The organism is Streptococcus sp. HMSC034E12 (genome assembly GCF_001835915.1).
In the GTDB taxonomy this organism is placed as follows: domain Bacteria; phylum Bacillota; class Bacilli; order Lactobacillales; family Streptococcaceae; genus Streptococcus; species Streptococcus vaginalis.
Genome location: NZ_KV826441.1, coordinates 53,972 through 70,333, shown reverse-complemented (window position 1 = coordinate 70,333; position 16,362 = coordinate 53,972). Strand labels below are relative to the sequence as shown.

The window sequence follows — 16,362 nt, the reverse complement described above, 5'->3', positions numbered from 1 at the left end:
AATGTGCTATACTTGAAAGGCTGTATTCGTTTTGTCAATACAGCCCTTGGCGCTTAGTTCCCTTTCGTCAAGCATATTACACGCGGTTTAGCCGCTAAAGGAGAAAACATGGAAAAAATTACTGTTCGTGATATGGCTCAGATTGCTCTTGTTGCTGCGATTTATGTCGCACTAACAATGACACCGCCCTTGAATGCTATTAGCTATGGTGCCTACCAATTTCGGATTTCTGAAATGATGAACTTTATGGCTTTTTATAAACCAAAGTACATCATCGGAGTCACGTTGGGGTGTATGATTGCAAATTTATTTAGTTTTGGAATCATCGATGTCTTTGTCGGTGGTGGCTCAACTTTGGTCTTTTTGATCTTAGGTGTGTATTTCTTTAGAAAATACATGCATGAATACTTGTTTAATGGACTGATCAATAAAGCTTTCTTTTATTTTGCGATTTTCTTTTCACTTTCTATGGTTACCATTGCAGCTGAATTGTATCTTGTCGCTAAAGCACCGTTCTTTTTGACTTGGTTTACGACAGCAGTAGGTGAGTTTGCTTCACTCATCATTGGTGGAATTTTAATGGACAAGCTAAATAAGCGGATTGATTTAGGAAAATAATTTTTGTTAATATTAGATTCAATAAAAAATATGCCCAAAAATTCTTCGGCATATTTTTGTTTATCTAGAAATTAAAAAATATAAGACCATATCGTTTTATGATTTTTGTAAAAACAATGAATTTTCTAGCTAAGTTTATTTTGCACCTAATAATTGTTCTTTACAATGGACGAGTTCAGTTATAAGGGCACAGTATGGCGTGTCTACACCATATTGTTGTCCCTTTCGTGCAATAGCTCCGTTGATATAATCAATTTCTGTCAAACGATTGTACTCGTTCAAATCTTGATACATTGACGGATAATGTAAGCCAATTGTATCGCGATTATAACAATTCTTTTCAATGTAGTCCACGGTTTCTGTGACATTCAAGTCTACATTTTCGTGTTTTGCAACTTCTGCAAACTCGCTAACAATTTTCACAACAATATTATGTGCAGGAGTAGTGTCTCCAAAGTCTGCCATATTAGCAAGCAAAAGGGTACACAAACTATTCATCGTTCCGTTGACACAAGCTTTTTTATAAATGGCATATAAGATATTTTCTGTGTATTGCGCATTTAATCCGGCAGAATTCAAGGTTTCAATGACTTTATAAGCTGCTTGTTCAGCTTTTGGATCTGCGACTAAATTCTTCAAAGCGATTGAGCCGTTTCCGAATAATTTTGCACGTTCAGGTTCTTCCATACCAGCAGTCCACATGGTATTTCCAATCATAATTTGATTTCTTGGGACATATTTTTCAATGACTTCTTCGTGACCAATCCCATTTAATAGACAGAGAACAGCAGTATTATCATGTATCAAAGGTTGAATATCTGCTAACATCGCTTCTAGCTGCATGGCTTTTGTAAACAGAATAATTAAGTCATTAGATAAGGTTGGATCTACTTCACTTTGCAAATAGATGGGCAACTTGGCAACAACTTCTTCGCCGTTTAAGTTAGCTTGTAAGCCATCTTTTTGGATAGCTGTGACATGTTCTTTCCAACCATCTACTAAAGTCACTTTATGCCCTGCTCGATGCAACATCAGAGCAAAGCGGCTACCCATGGCACCGACACCTGCAATTGTAATATTCATACTAACAATTCTCCTAGCTTTTTATTTATAGTATATTTTACTTCTTTTATGTATTTTAATCAATTAAATTTTGGAAATTTATCATATTTGATGTGACGATGATTATTTTTCTGCTATTTTACATTTTTGTCTAATTTTTTGTAAAGAATATAGGTAAGAATGCTGTAGAAACACATGAATTATGATAAAATAGAAATATGAAAGACAGAATGTTAGAACTGGTGAAGTTGCTCAATCAGTATGCTCATGAATATTATACGACTGATAATCCAAGCGTATCGGACAGTGAATATGATAAGCTGTATCATGAATTATTAGATTTAGAAAAGCAGTATCCAGAGTTCGTTCAGCCTGATAGCCCAACTCATCGTGTGGGAGGTAAGGTTTTAGAAGGTTTTGAAAAATACCAACACCAGTATCCGCTCTATAGTTTGCAGGATGCTTTTTCACGTGAAGAGTTAGATGTATTTGATGCACGGATTCGGAAAGATTTTCCAGATGTTAGCTATCTATGTGAACTAAAAATTGACGGCCTCTCTGTTTCTCTCATGTATGAAAAGGGGATTTTAGTTGCAGGAGCGACTCGCGGAGACGGTTCTGTTGGTGAAAATATCACAGAAAATCTGAAAAGAGTGAAAGATATTCCTTTAAAGTTGCCAAGCGAAGTTGATATGACTGTCCGTGGTGAATGTTATATGCCACGTAGCTCTTTTGATGCGGTGAATCAGCTACGTCAGGAAAACGGAGAACCAGAATTTGCTAATCCGAGAAATGCAGCGGCAGGAACATTGCGTCAGTTGGATACGGCGATTGTTGCCAAGCGAAATCTTGCAACCTTTCTCTATCAAGAGGCCAGTCCGACAAGTGCGACGAGCCAAGAAGCTGTTTTAAATCAGTTATCTAAAAATGGATTCAGTGTGAATGAGTGGCATATTTTGGCACATTCGATGGATGAAGTGTGGCGGTTTATTGGACAAATCGCTCAAGAACGCGACCAGTTACCGTATGATATTGACGGTGTTGTAATCAAGGTAAATGATTTGGCGGTACAAGAAGAGCTTGGTTTTACCGTAAAAGCACCTAAATGGGCGATTGCTTACAAATTTCCAGCCGAGGAAAAAGAAGCGCAGCTTTTATCAGTTGACTGGACGGTTGGGCGGACTGGAGTTGTTACGCCGACCGCCAACTTGACGCCTGTGCAATTAGCAGGGACAACGGTCAGCCGAGCCACTTTGCACAATGTAGATTACATTGCTGAAAAAGATATTCGCAAAGACGATACAGTTATCGTTTATAAGGCGGGCGACATTATTCCGGCTGTTTTGCGAGTGGTTGAAAGCAAGCGCCAATCAAAAGAGAAATTGGAGATTCCAAAGAATTGTCCAAGTTGCAACAGCGAGTTGATTCACTTTGAAGATGAGGTTGCTTTGCGCTGTATCAATCCACGTTGTCCTGCACAAATCAAAGAAGGCTTGATTCATTTTGCTAGTCGCGATGCCATGAATATCACTGGTCTTGGTCCTGCTGTTGTAGAAAAGTTATTTGATCAGCAGTTGGTAAATGATGTGGCTGGCATTTATCGCTTGACTGTCGAAGATTTGCTGCAATTGGAAAATTTTAAGGAAAAATCAGCTAATAAGTTGTATACTGCTATTCAGGCTTCCAAGGAAAATTCTGCTGAGAAATTATTATTTGGCTTGGGCATTCGCCATGTTGGAAGTAAAGCCAGTCAGATTTTGTTGGAGCATTTTCATGATTTGGAGCAATTAGCAAAAGCAAAAAGAGAAGAAATTGCTGCGCTGGATAGTCTAGGAATGGTGATTTCTGAGAGTCTTTCCAGCTATTTCGCACAAGAAGGAACTCATATTTTATTGTCGGAATTAAAAGAAGCGGGATTAAATTTCACCTACCTTGGCGAAAAAGTGGCAGCAGATGCAGCGCTTTCTGGATTGACTGTTGTTTTAACAGGAAAATTGGAACGTCTCAATCGTTCAGAAGCAAAAGCGAAATTAGAAAGTTTAGGTGCAAAGGTGACGAGCTCGGTATCTAAGAAAACAAGTCTAGTCGTTGCCGGAGCAGATGCAGGAAGTAAATTAACAAAAGCTCAAGAGTTGGGCATAACCATTCGTGATGAAGCTTGGCTTGAGAGTTTATAGAGGTTTGTATGGAAACAGCTAGAAAAAGAGCACGATTGATTTATAATCCGACCTCTGGTCAGGAAATTATTAAAAAAAATATCGCAGAAGTTTTAGACGTTTTAGAAGATGTAGGCTATGAAACAAGTGCTTATCAGACGACGCCGGCTCCTTTATCAGCTCAAAATGAAGCAGAGAGAGCAGCCAAAGCGGGATTTGATTTAATTGTTGCAGCTGGTGGCGATGGGACAATCAATGAAGTGGTCAATGGGGTAGCACCGTTGAAAAATCGTCCAAAGTTGGCGTTTATTCCAACTGGTACGACCAATGATTATGCACGCGCCCTCAAGATTCCAATGGGGGATCCGGTGGCAGCAGCTCGTATCATTGAAAAAAATCAAACTATAAAAATGGATATTGGTCAGGCTTATGGGAAAAAATATTTTATTAACATTGCTGCAGCGGGAACTTTGACAGAATTGACCTATAGTGTTCCAAGTGAAGTCAAGTCACGTCTAGGCTACCTTGCCTATGTCGCAAAAGGAGCAGAAATGCTGCCAAAATCTAAATTACGCAAGGTACACATTGAGCACGACCACGGTGTGTTTGAAGGTAAGGTCTCTTTGATTTTTGTTGCCTTGACAAATTCAATCGGCGGTTTTGAAAAATTAGCGCCAGATACAGTACTAGATGATGGTAATTTTACCTTGATTTTGGTGAAAACTGCTCGGTTGTTTGATATGTTGGCGTTGATGATTCAAGCAATCAATGGTGGTCAACATGTGACAGATGTGAATGTAGAATATTTAAAAACAAGTAAGTTAAAGTTAGAAGTTTTAGACAAAAAAGCCCCATTCATGTTAAATCTGGATGGCGAATATGGTGGAGATACTCCTGTTGAATTGGAAGTTTTTCATAACCATTTAGAATTTTTTGCAAATATTGATGAGATTAGCGATAGTGCTTTGTCATTGGAGAATAAAGAATAATCAGGAGAATGTGATGTTAGACTATCGTGTCTTAATCCATTACCATAATCAATTAGGAAATTATGCAGCCTATAATATGTGGAAATGGCAAATGAATAAATGGGGAGAAGAGAGTACTTTTTCCCAGTATGATGATTTCGGGATTCAAGGAACCTTGTCCTATAAAAGCGAACAAGCTTTGAGTAATGTCCATGTCATTGTAAAAACAACCGATTGGTCTCACCAGTCGGTTGACTATTCCATTCAGTTGTTACCATCTCATTTAGTGACTGAGGTTTGGATTATAGAAGGAGACAGTCAAGTTTATTATTCTAGGCAGGCTGCTATGACTAGTCCGTATCATGCAAAGCAAGATCCTCATGCTTTTGATATGGCATTAGACAGCAAACATTTTGATCAGCATTGGGGGTATCAAGGTTGGTTAGGGTGTCGGTATAATGGTGAACAAGCAGAATTCAAACTCTGGGCACCGACTGCAAAAAAAGTTCAGCTAGTAGTCTACAAGAATAGCACTAACAAAGCGAAAATCTGGAAGGTCTACGACTTACAAAGAGGAGAAGATTTTTCCAAAGATCATGCTAAAAATACAATCGGAATTTGGTCTCGAGTGATTTCAGATGACTTGGCAAATAAAGCCTATCAGTACCAGCTAGAGTTTGAACATCACACAACAGTAACACGCGATCCGTATGCGGAAGCCGTAACGGAAGATGGAAAGCGTTCTGTCATTTTATCGCCTGCGGAGCGAAATCCAAAACATTTCCAAGTGAAACAAGGGCAACAGGCAATTTGGCGTCTAAAGAATCCTTGTCAAGCTGTTATTTATGAGATGCATGTACGAGATTTGACGAAGTCTAGCAGTTCTGGCGTGTCTAAAAAACACCGAGGAACCTTTTTAGGGGCTTGTCAAAAAGGAACCAAAAATCGATCTGGCCAGGCGACGGGATTTGATTATATCCAATCTTTAGGTATCAATGTTGTACAATTGCAGCCCATCTCTGATCGACATAAAGAGTATGATTGGCATGGAAATGTGACCTACAATTGGGGGTATGATCCACAAAATTACAATGCTCCAGAAACAAGTTTTTCAACTGATCCAGCAACCCCATCTCAAGGAATGCGGGATTTAAAAACGATGATTCAAGCCTATCATGATGCGGGCATTTCCGTAGTGATAGATGTCGTGTATAACCATATTTATTCGACTCATGATTCACCGTTTCAACAAGCAGTGCCTGATTATTACTATCGAATGAATCCAGACGGATCTTTCCAAAATGGAACAGGTGTGGGGAGCGAGACAGCCAGCGAGCATGAAATGTTTCGTAAATATATGATTGATTCTATCCTTTATTGGGTAAAAGAGTATAATATTGATGGTTTTCGTTTTGATTTAATGGGCATTCATGATATTGAAACGATGCGTCAAATTCGGGAAGCGTTAGATAAAATTGACCCGAGAATTCTCACATACGGTGAAGGTTGGGATATGGGGACAGGATTGCTTCCGCTTGACAAAGCCAAAAAAGATAATGCCTTTGAATTACCTAATATCGGATTTTTCAACGATACTGAACGTGATGCTATCAAAGGCGCAGAGGTTTATGGTGGTTTGAAAGCTGGCTTTGTAAGTGGTCAAGCGACAGAATCAATTGTTGCCAAGGCAATTCTAGGAAGTAGTGAACTAGGAACCTATCTGGAGCCAAAACAAGTTGTTAATTATGTAGAAGCGCATGATAATTACAATTTGCACGATTTGTTAGCTGAACTGCACCCATATGATGATGAATTGACTCGTACTAAGCGGATTGAATTAGCAACTGCGATGAATCTCCTCTTGCAAGGCATGAGTTTTATGGAGTTGGGACAGGAATTTTCACGTAGCAAGCTAGTAGCAACTGGAGAAAATGGTCAAACTATTCAGGAAGATTATGAACGTGCTATGAATAGTTATAATGCTCCTGATACTGTTAATCAGGTAAATTGGGATTTGATAGCTGATCACCAAGAAAGTATCAACTATATCAAACAGATGATCCATTTAAAAACGACAACAAAAGAATTTTCTTACCAGCATTATGATGACATTTACCATCATGCCTTTGTACATTCGGCGCATTCCGGAAGTGGAATTGTCATTTTTGAAGTGAAAGATGATAATTATTACCTCGTAATTTTTAATGCAAGTGGTGAGAGATACAATATTGAAGATATTGGAAATTTGAAACTTGTAGCTGGAAATAGTCGTCAAGTTAGCGATTCTTTTGTTGAAGATCTGACAGCTACAGTCTTTGAAGTCGTAGAATGGTAATATCAAAAGATGTCAAGATTTTTTCTTGACACCTTTTCTTTCTTGTGATAAGATAGAGTGTGTTGGGAATAGTTCTGCTATTCCTAAAAATAAAAAAGAGAAAAGAGAAATTTTTAAAATGGCAGTTAAAATTCGTTTAACTCGTATGGGTTCTAAGAAAAAACCTTTCTACCGTATCAATGTAGCAGACTCACGTTCACCACGTGACGGACGTTTTATCGAAACAGTTGGAACTTACAATCCACTTGTTGCTGAAAACCAAGTAACTTTAAAAGAAGATCGTATTCTTGACTGGTTGTCAAAAGGTGCTCAACCTTCTGATACTGTTCGTAACATTCTTTCAAAAGCTGGCGTGATGAAGAAATTCCACGATTCTAAATACTCTAAATAATAGAAGTGCAGGTTGACTATGGACACGATTGAAAATCTTATTATTGCGATAGTGAAACCTTTGATTTCACAACCAGATGCTTTAACTATCAAGATTGAAGATACACCAGAATTTTTGGAATATCATTTAGATCTTGACCCTAGTGATGTTGGACGTGTAATCGGTCGTAAAGGTCGCACGATCTCTGCGATAAGAACGATTGTTTATTCTGTCCCAACCGAAGATAAAAAAGTCAGAATTGTTATTGATGAGAAATAAAAATGGAGCCATTCTGTACTGACCCCCAAAAGTTGGACAAATAATTATTGAAAGGATTTAGTTCTGTATTGCACAGGGCTAAGTCCTTTTAGTTTGACCTTAATTCGTTTGTTGTTGTAATAATCAATGTAGTTCACAATAGCTTGTTCAAGGTCTTCTAAAGACCTAAAGTGATTCTCATAGCCATAAAACATTTCGGATTTCAAAATGCCAAAGAAAGATTCCATCATACCATTGTCTGGGCTATTACCCTTGCGCGACATAGATGCTTGAATTCCCTTACTCTCTAGGAAATGATGATAAGAATCGTGTTGGTATTGCCAGCCCTGGTTGCTATGGAGAATCGTATTCTCATAGTGTTTCTCTGTGAACGCCTGTTTTAACATGCTCTTCACTTGTTCCAAGTTCGGTGAAGTAGAAAGATTATAAGCGATGATTTCACTGTTGAAACCATCTAAAACAGGTGATAAATAGAGTTTCTGCGTGCCATTCGGAATAGAAAACTCTGTCACATCCGTATAGCACTTTTCCATTGGCCTCGATGCTTCAAACTGGCGTTGAATGAGATTCTCTGCTTTCTTGCCAATCTCTCCTTGGTAGGAAGAATACTTCCGTTTGCGACGAATTCGAGCCGTTAAACCAAGGACTTTCATCAAACGTTGAACCTTTTTATGATTAATCACAAATCCGCGATTCCTTAATTCTAAATGGATTCGACGATAGCCATAGTTGCCTGTATGTTCATTATAAATGGCTTGTATTTCATCCTTTAGCTCTTTATCCTTATCTGGTTGATCCAGCTGTTTCAATTGATAATAGTAAGTTGAGCGAGCTAAACATGCTGTTTCAAGAAGTAAATATAATCGAAATCCTCCTGAAACCATTTCTCTAACTGTCTCTGCCTTTCTCGCTCTAAGGCTTCGTCCCTTTCCTCTAACTTTTTAGGTAGGCCACCTCAGTACGTAACCGTTCATTCTCCTCCTGAAGTCGCTCTAGTTCTGTCATTTCTTCCCAAGTTTTCTTCCGTTTACGTCCCATTTTAGCTGGTCTCCCTTTTGTTTTCTCAACAAGAGTATACCCGTTTTTCTTGTATTGCGCCAGCCAATTTGGAAACATTCCTTGGTTTGGGAGGGCATAATCAAGACTAACACTTCTTTGCGAACGACCTTCAAGAAGAACTTTATCAATCATTTCTTGTTTTAATTCTGGAGAATAATAACGATTCTTTCCTTTCTTGACTATTTCTATCCCGTAACGAGCAATCAAACTAAACATGTATGTCAGTGTAGAAATACGTACTCCAAATTTATTTGAGAGTTGCTTTAAGCTGATTCCTTGTTTTTTTAGTTCATAGATTTGCACTTTATCTTCATAACTCAATTTCGTAATAAAATACCCCAAAAGTTAGATTTTTTCTGTCTAATTTTTGGGGTGCAGATCATTCAGGCTCTATTTTTTTGAAATCTATGTAGAAATCATGTTTGAATTTTATAATAAAAATCCCAATTTTTCTAGTGCTTTTTCGACATAGTCTAAATCTTGTTGCGAATCAGCTTCTACTAGATGATAATGGACACCGTCTGTCAATTCAGATAAACCGCGGAAATTGGTCTCGTGAATTTGTTGAATGAAATGCTGAACATCTCTGCGGCAAGTTAATTTCAGATAGGTTTGAATTTCCCCATAAACGGGATGCTCTACCATAATATTTTGAACTCGTCCACCATTATCTACAATTGCCAGTAATTCCGCTTCAATATCTTCAATCGTATGCTTAACTTTAAAAAGCTGGTGATAATATTTAGCAGTATCATTCGTTTTGTAAATATAGCCTCGATTTGTGCTAATAATAGGAGCGCCATCTGCTCGTAAAACGGCAATGTCTTGTACAATGATTTGTCGAGTAACATGGAATTTCTCTGCTAAAATTTGTCCATTTAAGGGAGTTTCCGCAGTTTTTAAAAGCTGTAATAAATCTGTTCTTCTTTGTTTTATCATAAATTCATTGTAGAATAAATCTGTTAAATATTCAAGATTTAGCGGATTTTTTGTAGAGCTTTATAGATAAATTGTGCAATGATAAAATCAACGATACTATGAATGATAGTTCCAACTCCTACAAGGATGAAAAGCAGATAAAACATATTTGCTGGAAAAGAAGTTGAGGCGTAAAAGATGAGGCAAGCAAGGACTTCAGCAATTGCATGAATAAAAGCAAGGACAATATTAAGAATCCAAGTCTGGATTGGTTTATCTAAAGTTTTAGGATATTTTTTTAAATAAAGAGCGCCTACCAAGCCGAAGCATAGGTGCGACAGGGCACGAAGAACGATAACAATGGGATAACCAGCTACTAAAAAACCAAAAGTAGATCCTAGAATAACGATCAAAGCCATTAACGGCGAGATAAACATGGCTAAAAAGATGGGAACATGGCTTGCCAAAGTGTAGGATGCAGGCGGAATAATAATCTTTGCAGGCATAACCATGGGAATAACAATAGCTAGTGCGGTCAGAAGAGCTGTAAGAGTTATAAATTGATTTTTTGTTTTAGGTTTCATAATTTTCTCCTTTTTACTGTATATACATAAGTATAGTATACTGTTTTTCCAGATAATGTCAAGAGAAAATTTTGATAGAATAGGACAGAATTCCTAAACAATCTGTGTCATTTCTGTTAGAATGTCAGTAAGAGGAGAATATTATGATAGATGTAAAGAAACAACCAGAGTATATTTCCATTGATTCTTCCTTACGTTTGCGAAAGTATGATGGACAAGCTCACCTCGCTTTTTCTTGGTATCAAGACCTTGAGGTAATCCGTTTGACTGATGGTAGTAGAGCGCCTTACACACTTCAACGAATCAAGAAAATGTATGATTATCTTACTCAGCAGGGAGAAGTGTATTTTATTGAAGTTTTGACAAATGCAGGGTGGCAGCCGATTGGTGATGTGAGTTTTTGGCAAGAGGACATGCCGATTGTTATTGGCAATTCAGCTTATCGTGGTCAGGGAATCGGGAGGACAGTTGTTCAGGTATTGATTGAACGCGGACGTAAGTTGGGTTATAAGCGCTTGTATGTTCAAGAAATCTATGATTATAATGAAGCTTCTAAGAAGATGTTTGAGTCAGTAGGGTTTTATCCTTTGGAAAAGACTGGAAATGGGCATCGCTATGCTTTGGATTTGATGCTTCCTTTGTCAGCTATTCAACCAAGTCAATTTTATCTTTCTGAGAAGAAATTAGAGCAGGTACAGATATGGTTCGATACAAAGGACATAAACGCCTTAAATCCTTTACCAATTAAGCGATTGAAAGGTAAAATCTTTTTAACTGATGGCCACAGCAGAGCATTTATAGCCTATCAAGCTGGTTTTGAAGAGATTCCAGTTTATGCAGAAGAGGACAATTTGAATTTGGATTTCTATTACTATTGCCTTCAAACTTGTGAAGAAAAAGGAATTTTTACGATAAAAGATTTAGAAAATCGTATCTTGTCTGAGTCGGATCATAGGAAAAAATGGTTGGATTGGTGCCAGCGAGTCGCGAAAGATTTTGAAGAATAAATAGTAATTATGTTATAATAAACAAGAAAACACTTTCACATAGAAGAGGTCAAAAATGATTTATGAATTTTGTGCAGAAAATGTGACTAATTTGGAAAAAGCCATGCAGGCTGGTGCTCGACGAATTGAACTTTGTGATAATCTAGCAGTTGGCGGAACAACGCCTAGTTACGGTGTCATAAAAGCGGCTGTTGAGCTAGCAAAACCTTACAATGTGACCGTTATGACGATGATTCGTCCACGCGGGGGAGACTTTGTATACAATGACTTGGAATTGGAAATCATGCTAGAAGACATTCAAATGGCGCGCAGCGCTGGGACACACGGACTTGTTTTTGGTGTTTTGACAACTGCTAATAAAATTGATTATCCAAAAATGGCAAAATTATTAAAAGCCTCGCAAGGGCTGGAAGTCGTCTTTCACATGGCTTTTGACGCTACTCCAAGAGAACATCAATTTAGTGAAATGGACTGGCTAATGGAACATAGCGTGAAACGGATTCTAACTCACGGTGGACTGGCAGAAGAGCCGATTCAAGAGCATTTTTCTTGGTTATATGAATTGATAAATCATGCAGCTGGTAGGATTGATATTTTACCAGGAGGCGGTATTACGGTTGATAATCGTGATGAAATTGTTGCAAAGCTCGGCGTCAATCAACTTCATGGTACCAAAATTGTATTTTAGAAAGTGAAGATCATGTTAGACTTATTTGAGAAATATCAAGCAAATCCAGAAAAATTACAGGTATTTGGTTTTGAAAAAAGAGGAGAAGAGTTTGTTTATTCTCAGGAAATAATGAATGGTGATTTTCTGTTACAGCTAAAACTTCAGGGTGAGAAGCTGGACTACCAAGTGTTTGACCAAGAGGCTGGTGATGAATACGTGCAAGTCAAAATGAAGACTATGACAGGTGAATTTGTCGGTCAAGTCCGTGAAGCTTGTCAGGAGATTTTTTTGATGATTCGAGCTAATTGTTTTGAGGAAGTTGGCTTTCTTTATGAACAGAGCAGTCGCTTGCAAGATTATGTTGCAAAAACCTATGATGGAAAGCTAGAATACCTCTGGGAAAAGTCTTCCAGGAAGAGTTCTACCAAAGCTGGAGTTTTCCGTCATCAGGACAGTAAAAAATGGTATGGAGCCTTTCTGACTACAGATTGGTCTAAGTTTGAAAATGGCAAAACTGGTCAAATAGAAGTGCTGAATGTCAAAAACAATCAAGTAGCTAATTTGCTTAAGAAAGCAGGAATTTACCCAGCATTTCACATGAATAAAAAATATTGGCTGAGCCTGCCCTTGGATGATACTTTGACGGATACAGAACTTTTTTCCCTTTTAGATAAGAGTTTTGAATTGACCCAAAAGAAATGAGGAACACAGTTAGGTTGCGCTAGCTGCGTTTTATTTTTACAGATAATGCAACAAAATAATGTATAATGGTAATTAGTAATAGCAGAGGAGAAAATATGAATCTTATCAGAAAATTGGGCTGGTTTTTCAAACTGGAGAAAAAACGTTATATTATCGGAATTCTAGCCTTGTATTTGGTTAGTGTTTTTAATTTAATTCCTCCTAGAGTAATTGGTGTGGTCATTGACCGTATTGTTAGTCGAAATCTAACATCAGAGCAATTACTTTTAAATCTTTCACTTTTGGTTGCTTCGGCCTTTATTATGTATGGTCTGCGTTATCTTTGGCGTCTATATATTTTTGGTACGGCAAATCACTTGGGACGACTTTTACGTTCTCAACTCTTTGAGCACTTTACCCAAATGGCATCGTCTTTTTACCAAAAATATCGAACAGGAGATTTGATGGCGCATGCAACGAATGACATTAATGCAGTTGTAAGTGTGGCAGGTGGGGGTGTCATGTCGGCGGTAGATGCCTCTATCACAGTACTGGTAACGCTGCTGACTATGTTTTTTGTTTTAGACTGGCGCTTGACTTTGATTGCTATTTTGCCATTGCCATTTCTTTCCTGGGGAACCAGTTTAATTGGACGAAAAAATCATGAGAGCTTCAAAGCGGCTCAGGAGGCCTTTTCTGACTTGAATAACAATGTACAGGAAAGCGTTTCGGGGATTAAAGTGACGAAGTCTTTTGGCTATCAAAAAGCAGAAAGTTACTCTTTTGCTAGAACAAATCAGGATGTCTATGAGAAGAATATTTTAGCTGCTAAATACAATTCCCTCTTCGACCCTATGGTTCTGATTTTCATCGGCTTATCTTATGCGTTAACTTTGATTTTTGGGGGAATATTCATCTCTAGAGGGCAATTTACAGTCGGGGAATTAGTGACATTTATTACTTATCTAGATATGCTGGTATGGCCTTTGCAGGCGATGGGCTATCTCTTCAACATCAGCCAGAGGGGAATGGTGTCTTATGAGCGGATTGAGCGACTGTTAGCAGAAAAATCTGATGTCAAAGAGACAAAAAAACCAGTTTCCCCTATCCAAAACGGTCGTTTGGTCTATAACATTAAATGTTTTTCTTATAAGGAAACAGCAACTTTGTCCAATATTCACTTTTCGTTAGAAAAAGGGCAAACGTTAGGAATCGTCGGACAAACAGGTTCTGGTAAGACGACACTTTTGCGCTTACTGATGAGAGAGCAAGATATTCAAGATGGTGCTATTTATCTGAATAATCATGATATTCGAGAGTATAGATTAAAGGATTTGCGGAGTTTGATTGGTTATGTACCACAGGAGCAGATCCTTTTTGCGATGTCAATTGCGGACAATATTCGTTTTGCAAATCCAGACTTGTCAGTTGACGAAGTGATTCAAGCTAGTAAACTTTGTGGTCTTTATGAGGATATTATTGCCATGCCAGAAGGCTTTCAGACGATTGTCGGTGAACGAGGGGTATCGCTTTCAGGAGGTCAAAAGCAACGATTAGCGATGAGTCGAGCGCTCGTTCTGAAACCAGATATTTTAATATTGGATGATTCTTTGTCTGCTGTTGATGCTAAAACAGAGCATTTGATTTTGGAAAATCTCAAGGAAGAACGAGACAGCAAAACGACGATTATTACTGCTCACCGATTGTCAGCAGTTGTTCATGCAGATTTGATTTTGGTGATGGAGAATGGACGCATTAAAGAGCGTGGCACTCACCAAGAATTGCTGGCTCAAAACGGTTGGTATGCACAAACTTATCATAAACAACAATTGGCAGAAAATCTAAAGGAGGATCGATAATGAGAAAACAAGTAACCTTTTATCGCCTTCTAACTTATATGTGGCGTTATAAATGGATTAGCATTTTGGCGCTCGTTTTCATCTTTGCGACAACCTTGGTAACGACAACTTTGCCACTTTTAGCTCGCTATTTCATTGACCATTTTATTAGTCGTTATCAGATTATGACAGGTTTTTATGTTCTGATTATGTACTATGCTCTTTTTCTTTTGCAAGTGTTATTTACTTTCTTGGGACAATATTCTTTTGCGCGTGTGGCACATAGCATTGTACGTGATTTGTGTCAGGAAAGTTTTGAAAATATTGAACATTTAGGGATGGTCTATTTTGATCAGACCCCAGCAGGAGCGATTGTCTCCCGTTTGACAAATGATACACAAGCGGTTTCATATATGTTTAGTAGTATTTTTTCAAGTTTTTTAAGCTCTGTTTTTATTCTTGTTGTAACATTGGTGACGATGTTTAGCTTGAATTGGCGATTGACAGGTCTTATTGTACTCTTTTTACCAGTCATGTTAGGTTCCATTTTGCTTTATCAACGCTTATCTAATCGTCTCCTCAAGCTTGTCAGAAGTAAACTAAGCGATTTGAATGTTAAACTTTCTGAAAGTATTGAGGGAATGCGAATTATTCAGGCATTTAGTCAGGAAAAGCGTCTAATAAATGAATTTGAAGCGATTAACGGGGAGCATTTGGAGTATACAGTTCGCTATCTCAATATCAATAGCCTTTTTCTCCGTCCAGCTATGTCTTTGCTGAAAATTTTAGCTTATGCAGTTATTTTAGCCTATTTTGGCTTTACTTGGCAGGTTGCAGGAGTGACAGCAGGAGTCATGTATGCTTTTATCCAATATGTCAATCAACTTTTCAATCCTCTGATTGATTTGATGCAGAATTACTCTGTTTTACAGACATCTATGGTGGCTGCAGACCGTGTTTTTGAAATAATAGATCGTAAGGACTATGAGCCCAAGCAAGCTAATCTTCCATTGGAAATTACAGCTGGGAATATTGAATTTCGTCATGTTTCTTTTTCTTATGACAGCAAGCGTGATGTTCTGAAAGATATTTCATTTTCAGTCAAGCAGGGGGAAACAATCGCCTTTGTCGGTGCGACAGGCTCAGGCAAGTCTTCGATTATCAATCTCTTTCTGCGATTTTATGAATTTGAAAGAGGAGAAATTTTAATTGATGATCAAAATATTAAGGATTACAGCCAAGCTGAACTGCGTCGCAATATCGGTTTAGTTCTTCAAGATCCTTTCCTCTATCACGGTACCATTGCTTCTAATATACAAATGTATCAGGAAAATATGAGTCGAGAAGATATTGTAGAAGCTGCTAAGTTTGTGGATGCTCACGACTTTATTAGTCAGCTTCCTGCAGAATATGACAGTCCAGTAACCGAGCGAGGTGCGACTTTTTCAAGCGGACAAAGACAACTATTGGCTTTTGCGAGAACAATTGCTAGCAAGCCCAAAATCTTGATTTTGGACGAAGCAACTGCTAATATTGACTCAGAGACCGAAGAACTTATCCAAACTTCGCTGAAAAAAATGCGCCAAGGACGAACGACGATTGCCATTGCTCACCGTCTGTCTACCATTCAGGACGCTAACTGCATTTATGTCATGGAGCAGGGGCGTATCATTGAATCTGGCACACACGAAGAGCTTCTAGCGCTTAAGGGTACTTATTATAAAATGTATCAATTGCAGGCTGGAATGATGAAAGAAGAGTGATATGTTAAAGAAAAGGCTGTGCAAAAAGTGTCCCAGCTTCTATCAGATTTAGTA

At 38.1% G+C, this 16,362-nt stretch carries 14 protein-coding genes, 1 pseudogene and 1 riboswitch; of the genes and pseudogenes, 11 read left to right on the top strand and 4 right to left on the bottom strand.

Annotated elements, in window-relative coordinates:
• Positions 1-2: 2 nt before the first annotated feature.
• Positions 3-111: riboswitch (PreQ1 riboswitch) on the top strand.
• Positions 109-618: a QueT transporter family protein gene (locus HMPREF2574_RS05750; protein WP_024051584.1), complete on the top strand. Its 510-nt coding sequence runs from the start codon at positions 109-111 to the stop codon at positions 616-618. It overlaps the preceding riboswitch by 3 nt.
• A 135-nt stretch (positions 619-753) precedes the next feature.
• Here HMPREF2574_RS05750 and HMPREF2574_RS05745 read toward each other — a convergent pair whose 3' ends face one another.
• Positions 754-1,701: a 2-dehydropantoate 2-reductase gene (locus HMPREF2574_RS05745; RefSeq protein WP_024051583.1), complete on the bottom strand. Its 948-nt coding sequence runs from the start codon at positions 1,699-1,701 to the stop codon at positions 754-756.
• A gap of 197 nt (positions 1,702-1,898) precedes the next feature.
• Between HMPREF2574_RS05745 and ligA the strand changes: the two genes are divergently transcribed.
• From ligA to kphA, 5 genes are all read left to right on the top strand, one after another.
• The gene (ligA, locus tag HMPREF2574_RS05740) at positions 1,899-3,857 is read left to right on the top strand and encodes an NAD-dependent DNA ligase LigA (RefSeq protein WP_024051582.1); all 1,959 of its coding nucleotides are present in this window, start codon (positions 1,899-1,901) and stop codon (positions 3,855-3,857) included.
• Between the two features lie 8 nt (positions 3,858-3,865).
• A complete protein-coding gene (locus HMPREF2574_RS05735) occupies positions 3,866-4,825 on the top strand; it encodes a diacylglycerol kinase family lipid kinase (protein ID WP_070812282.1) in 960 nt (319 codons plus the stop codon).
• 13 nt (positions 4,826-4,838) lie between these two features.
• On the top strand, positions 4,839-7,139 hold the full coding sequence (gene pulA, locus HMPREF2574_RS05730; RefSeq protein ID WP_070812281.1) for a type I pullulanase: 2,301 nt from the start codon (positions 4,839-4,841) through the stop codon (positions 7,137-7,139).
• Between the two features lie 118 nt (positions 7,140-7,257).
• A complete protein-coding gene (gene rpsP, locus HMPREF2574_RS05725) occupies positions 7,258-7,530 on the top strand; it encodes a 30S ribosomal protein S16 (RefSeq protein WP_003024685.1) in 273 nt (90 codons plus the stop codon).
• A gap of 18 nt (positions 7,531-7,548) precedes the next feature.
• The gene (gene kphA / locus HMPREF2574_RS05720) at positions 7,549-7,788 is read left to right on the top strand and encodes an RNA-binding protein KphA (RefSeq protein WP_003001620.1); all 240 of its coding nucleotides are present in this window, start codon (positions 7,549-7,551) and stop codon (positions 7,786-7,788) included.
• Between the two features lie 44 nt (positions 7,789-7,832).
• Here the strand turns inward: kphA and HMPREF2574_RS10200 are convergent.
• The 3 genes and pseudogenes from HMPREF2574_RS10200 to HMPREF2574_RS05700 form a co-directional block, all read right to left on the bottom strand.
• A pseudogene (locus tag HMPREF2574_RS10200) lies at positions 7,833-9,177 on the bottom strand (IS3 family transposase).
• Positions 9,178-9,276: 99 nt separating this feature from the next.
• Positions 9,277-9,786, bottom strand: a complete 510-nt coding sequence (locus tag HMPREF2574_RS05705) for a transcription repressor NadR (protein ID WP_024051576.1) — start codon at positions 9,784-9,786, stop codon at positions 9,277-9,279.
• Between the two features lie 38 nt (positions 9,787-9,824).
• Positions 9,825-10,349 carry an ECF transporter S component gene (locus tag HMPREF2574_RS05700; protein WP_024051575.1) on the bottom strand — a complete coding sequence of 175 codons (525 nt, stop codon included), beginning with the start codon at positions 10,347-10,349 and terminating at the stop codon, positions 9,825-9,827.
• Between the two features lie 143 nt (positions 10,350-10,492).
• Between HMPREF2574_RS05700 and HMPREF2574_RS05695 the strand changes: the two genes are divergently transcribed.
• The 5 genes from HMPREF2574_RS05695 (at position 10,493) to HMPREF2574_RS05675 (ending at position 16,308) form a co-directional block, all read left to right on the top strand.
• Positions 10,493-11,356 carry a GNAT family N-acetyltransferase gene (locus HMPREF2574_RS05695; RefSeq protein ID WP_070812279.1) on the top strand — a complete coding sequence of 288 codons (864 nt, stop codon included), beginning with the start codon at positions 10,493-10,495 and terminating at the stop codon, positions 11,354-11,356.
• A gap of 55 nt (positions 11,357-11,411) precedes the next feature.
• Positions 11,412-12,044, top strand: a complete 633-nt coding sequence (locus tag HMPREF2574_RS05690) for a copper homeostasis protein CutC (RefSeq protein WP_024051573.1) — start codon at positions 11,412-11,414, stop codon at positions 12,042-12,044.
• Positions 12,045-12,056: 12 nt separating this feature from the next.
• A complete protein-coding gene (locus tag HMPREF2574_RS05685) occupies positions 12,057-12,728 on the top strand; it encodes an MmcQ/YjbR family DNA-binding protein (protein WP_070241669.1) in 672 nt (223 codons plus the stop codon).
• Between the two features lie 95 nt (positions 12,729-12,823).
• Positions 12,824-14,566: an ABC transporter ATP-binding protein gene (locus HMPREF2574_RS05680; protein WP_070812278.1), complete on the top strand. Its 1,743-nt coding sequence runs from the start codon at positions 12,824-12,826 to the stop codon at positions 14,564-14,566.
• A complete protein-coding gene (locus HMPREF2574_RS05675; protein WP_070812277.1) occupies positions 14,566-16,308 on the top strand; it encodes an ABC transporter ATP-binding protein in 1,743 nt (580 codons plus the stop codon). Before HMPREF2574_RS05680 ends, HMPREF2574_RS05675 begins: the two co-directional genes overlap by 1 nt.
• Positions 16,309-16,362 lie beyond the last annotated feature (54 nt).

Bases quoted from the DNA above. Each gene is read 5' to 3' on its own strand.
- HMPREF2574_RS05750 (WP_024051584.1), top strand. From the start codon at position 109: ATGGAAAAAATTACTGTTCGTGATATGGCTCAGATTGCTCTTGTTGCT.
- HMPREF2574_RS05745 (WP_024051583.1), bottom strand. From the start codon at position 1,701: ATGAATATTACAATTGCAGGTGTCGGTGCCATGGGTAGCCGCTTTGCT.
- ligA (WP_024051582.1), top strand. From the start codon at position 1,899: ATGAAAGACAGAATGTTAGAACTGGTGAAGTTGCTCAATCAGTATGCT.
- HMPREF2574_RS05735 (WP_070812282.1), top strand. From the start codon at position 3,866: ATGGAAACAGCTAGAAAAAGAGCACGATTGATTTATAATCCGACCTCT.
- pulA (WP_070812281.1), top strand. From the start codon at position 4,839: ATGTTAGACTATCGTGTCTTAATCCATTACCATAATCAATTAGGAAAT.
- rpsP (WP_003024685.1), top strand. From the start codon at position 7,258: ATGGCAGTTAAAATTCGTTTAACTCGTATGGGTTCTAAGAAAAAACCT.
- kphA (WP_003001620.1), top strand. From the start codon at position 7,549: ATGGACACGATTGAAAATCTTATTATTGCGATAGTGAAACCTTTGATT.
- HMPREF2574_RS05705 (WP_024051576.1), bottom strand. From the start codon at position 9,786: ATGATAAAACAAAGAAGAACAGATTTATTACAGCTTTTAAAAACTGCG.
- HMPREF2574_RS05700 (WP_024051575.1), bottom strand. From the start codon at position 10,349: ATGAAACCTAAAACAAAAAATCAATTTATAACTCTTACAGCTCTTCTG.
- HMPREF2574_RS05695 (WP_070812279.1), top strand. From the start codon at position 10,493: ATGATAGATGTAAAGAAACAACCAGAGTATATTTCCATTGATTCTTCC.
- HMPREF2574_RS05690 (WP_024051573.1), top strand. From the start codon at position 11,412: ATGATTTATGAATTTTGTGCAGAAAATGTGACTAATTTGGAAAAAGCC.
- HMPREF2574_RS05685 (WP_070241669.1), top strand. From the start codon at position 12,057: ATGTTAGACTTATTTGAGAAATATCAAGCAAATCCAGAAAAATTACAG.
- HMPREF2574_RS05680 (WP_070812278.1), top strand. From the start codon at position 12,824: ATGAATCTTATCAGAAAATTGGGCTGGTTTTTCAAACTGGAGAAAAAA.
- HMPREF2574_RS05675 (WP_070812277.1), top strand. From the start codon at position 14,566: ATGAGAAAACAAGTAACCTTTTATCGCCTTCTAACTTATATGTGGCGT.